This is a genomic window from Tatumella saanichensis, from assembly GCF_000439375.1.
Lineage (GTDB): Bacteria > Pseudomonadota > Gammaproteobacteria > Enterobacterales > Enterobacteriaceae > Tatumella > Tatumella saanichensis.
Map to the genome: position 1 here is coordinate 1 of NZ_ATMI01000039.1, position 3,416 is coordinate 3,416.

Annotated in this window: 2 protein-coding genes and 2 pseudogenes; 1 reads left to right on the top strand and 3 read right to left on the bottom strand. The window is 47.8% G+C overall.

Annotated features, from left to right (window positions below; genetic code table 11):
- Positions 1 to 305 (bottom strand): annotated as a pseudogene (locus DW47_RS0110730) (type VI secretion system tip protein VgrG); the annotation flags it as partial.
- A 941-nt stretch (positions 306 to 1,246) separates the two neighbouring features.
- On the opposite strand from DW47_RS0110730, the pseudogene DW47_RS0110745 reads away from it, so the two are divergent.
- Positions 1,247 to 1,821: pseudogene (locus DW47_RS0110745) on the top strand (SDR family NAD(P)-dependent oxidoreductase).
- A gap of 333 nt (positions 1,822 to 2,154) precedes the next feature.
- On the opposite strand, the gene DW47_RS16405 reads toward DW47_RS0110745, so the two are convergent.
- Entirely contained in the window at positions 2,155 to 3,153 is a 999-nt protein-coding gene (locus DW47_RS16405; RefSeq protein ID WP_051150903.1) for a T6SS immunity protein Tli4 family protein, read from the bottom strand.
- A gap of 165 nt (positions 3,154 to 3,318) precedes the next feature.
- A complete protein-coding gene (locus tag DW47_RS17895) occupies positions 3,319 to 3,408 on the bottom strand; it encodes a T6SS immunity protein Tli4 family protein (protein ID WP_206537847.1) in 90 nt (29 codons plus the stop codon).
- Between the last annotated feature and the right edge of the window lie 8 nt (positions 3,409 to 3,416).

The following is a 3,416-nucleotide window of genomic DNA, read 5'->3' on the forward strand; positions in this document are numbered from 1 at the left end:
TCATCGTGGGAAGTCTTCAGGCGCTCAAAGCCGGTTACTATGCCTTGTAGCGTACGCACCGCCTGCTGCTTTTGGATACCAAAGCCCTGGTCCACCGGAGCCTGTAAGGTAAGTGAACCTGCTTTCATCAGCATCATTTCTTTGCTGATTGCATGGTCAACGCTGGTGAATTCAATGCGATAACTGAACGGCTTACTTAAGGCCTCATCGCCCTCAAAGGCCAGCACATCCAATGTTGACGCACAGCCTTTCACCGACAGTAGATGGTGACTATGGCTGAAATGGATTGGTGAATGACTGCTCATACGCTCACTCCTTGTGTACGCTTATACTGCGCCCGATATCCTTTGGGAAACTCTGGCGTCTGACCGTCAGGTGGGTCAGTACCGGCAAAATGTGTGGATTAGGCAGGCCATCAATATCGGCATTGCATGCAGCGGTAACGGGAAGGCTTTCTGCATCACCGTCTGAAGATTGTTAGAGTGCTGGTACTTCTGCCCTTAACTGTCACCTGCTTATCGTGGCAGGCTAGCCCTAAAGCCATCCTTGCATCGTTTAACGCCTTGCACCGCTATACCGCTATCGCTCCAGCAAGCGTTCCGCGCGGACACGCTACCGCCCATCGCTGTTTCCGGTGAAGGAGCCCAAAGCGCATAGGGTCGCGAGGACAGTTAATGACTCACTTGGCCGCCAGTAACGTGCACTCCGCGCTATCGAAAATATGAATAGGCCGACTGCCAATAGCGTGGCAACGGCCTAGCCCTGTGCAGTACCGCTAACGCCATAACAAGCGAAACGCATACCGATTACCCGCGATTGCTTTTGGCCTCAACAAAGCGACCTGGCAGAGAGCCATTGCCTTTCGCCCAGTCAGTAATGACTGCGCTGGCAGACAGACGTGCAGAGACATGACGTTGACTGAAATCACCGACGCCAGGTAGGTTGTGAGGCTATTGAGTTTTCGGAGGGCATTGCCAATAAGCAGGCCAAGCTGCGGGGTTATAGATGTCGTAGGAGCATCATGTCGAGCATTTACCGCCATCGCCTTATCCTTCGCGTTATTACTGTGCAGTCCTTGCACTCGATATAATCTACACACAACATCAGCATAAAGACCCGAAACCGATCACAGTTACAGTTATTTGCTTGGTCGCGGCAATAATCATTGCCGCAGGAGATAAAGGTTGCTATCGGCTTAACGTTAATCCATCGGATGATATTTCCATCAAAGGGTAAAGGTCGCTGTATGAATCGTTATGAAGGTAAACGTATCTTAATTACTGGCGGATCCAGCGGTATCGGACTGGCGGGTGCACGACGTATTGTCGCTGAAGGGGGTAACGTCGCGATCACTGGCTTGAATGACCAAAGATTGGATCAAGCGCGAGCTACGCTGCCGGACAACTCATTGATATTAAAGAGCGATACCGCAAGCGAAGCCGATATCGACAAGCTGCGCAAAGCAGTAGAAGATTGGGGTACCCTTGATGGACTATGGCTGAACTGGGTCTCGAAGAGCCGGGCCTGAACCGTGTGATCCGTGCCGGTTACTCACTGCTGAACCTGCAGACTTACTTCACCGCTGGTGTGAAAGAAGTGCGTGCCTGGACCATCCCTGTCGGTGCCACCGCGCCACAGGCCGCAGGCAAGATCCACACCGACTTCGAAAAAGGCTTTATCCGCGCCCAGACCATCGCCTATGACGACTTTGTCGCCTTTAAAGGTGAGCAAGGTGCCAAAGAAGCCGGCAAAATGCGCGCCGAAGGTAAGGACTATATCGTCAAAGATGGCGATATTATGAACTTCCTGTTTAATGTCTGATTGGTTGTCATCTTTGCAGCGAGCCGCTCGCCCATAAGACAAGTTCAGAGTTTAAAATCCACGCAACTGCGTGGATTTTTTATTTTAGATTACCGCATCGCATCCCGTAATGACGCTGTCCAAATCGGAATGAGGCTGTATTGATTAATTCAATATGATCCCACACCAAATTCAATCACTACCCATGAGGCCTTTAATTAACCTTAAATCAAGTATTCCAATCAAGACCCCCGCCCCATATACCAGCAACACCCTAAGATAAAATCATTGAGAATATTGGACTTATCGATTTTGATGCCCCGTCATTATTAATCCATCACCCTTTTCGACCGGTCAAAAAGCTCCTGGACGGACACGGACGCTACGGCTAAGGGTATCCCAAAAAGCGATAATTTCCTCTTTGCTATAGGAGGTCGCTGGCATAGAGTCGTTCTCTAAGGTCAGAATGAAATTAGGAGTTTTATAGCTAGCTGTCATTTCATTGATAAACATATTAAAGCTATAACGAGGCTCATCCTGATATGCCTGTAAACCGGTCGCGAGTAATTCCTGTGCCTGCAAACCGTTTACATCAAAGGACCCTTTTCTCTCCACTCGGCCGCGGTATAAGTTACTCTTTATCTCACCGGCTCTATCCAACACTGTGTCGTGTTCACGCGTAAAGTTGTCAGTGGAGAGGATAATTCGGATATGTTCCAATCGCTGACTTTCAAGTCCAACAGAGATATCTTCTCGGTCCTTTTCCGTCGGGTCAGTGGCAATAAACGCATGAGTGATACAGGTACCAGGTGTTGTCGGAATGTCGTCATTCTCCCTACCGCTTATCCTTGCCATCAGCGACTGCATCTGGCTAACATCATTAGGGACATAATTTCTAGCTGGTCGTTCTCCTCTCTGTTCAAGATATCTAGGGCTAGAATCATTAATGGTCTGCTTCTGAAACTTTATAACTACACCATTGGTATACAAATAGCCCTCAAGAATACGCATTGCATCTGATACACCTTCGTTTTCATTTCTTTCAAAAATCACCCCCTCCATTCTATTCGGCAATAACCAAATTTTTTTTAGGAACGGCATATCCTGAGCATCCAGGGTATAACCATTTTTTAGCGCCTTTTCACGTAATACAATTAACTGCTTAAATCCCGGAGGATACATCCTCTTTGTCGCCAGATAAGTTTTATATGTATCCTCTGGCCTAGAAATTACCGCCGCCCAGATGTTTTTTTCCAACGGTGCAGAGTCATTATAGGCCACAAAGGATGATGGCAGATCGAGCATATAACGTCCGACGCAATAGGGTTTTATTTCAGAATTTATTTTTTCCATATTTTCCTGCTGTGATAGAGTCAGTTTTTGTGCAGAAGGCGCATAAGGGCGAAAATATTGATACCCCCATATCCCAGCGCAACAAAAACAGCAAGAGCAATCCCTCTCCGTTTTATTTTATCCATTGTGATACCTTGTTAGTAATCCATCACCCTTTTCGACTGTTCAAAAAGCTCCTGGACGGACACGGACGCTACGGCTAAGGGTGTCCCAAAAGGTAATAATTTCCTCTTTGCTGTAGGAGGTCGCTGGCATACGTTGAT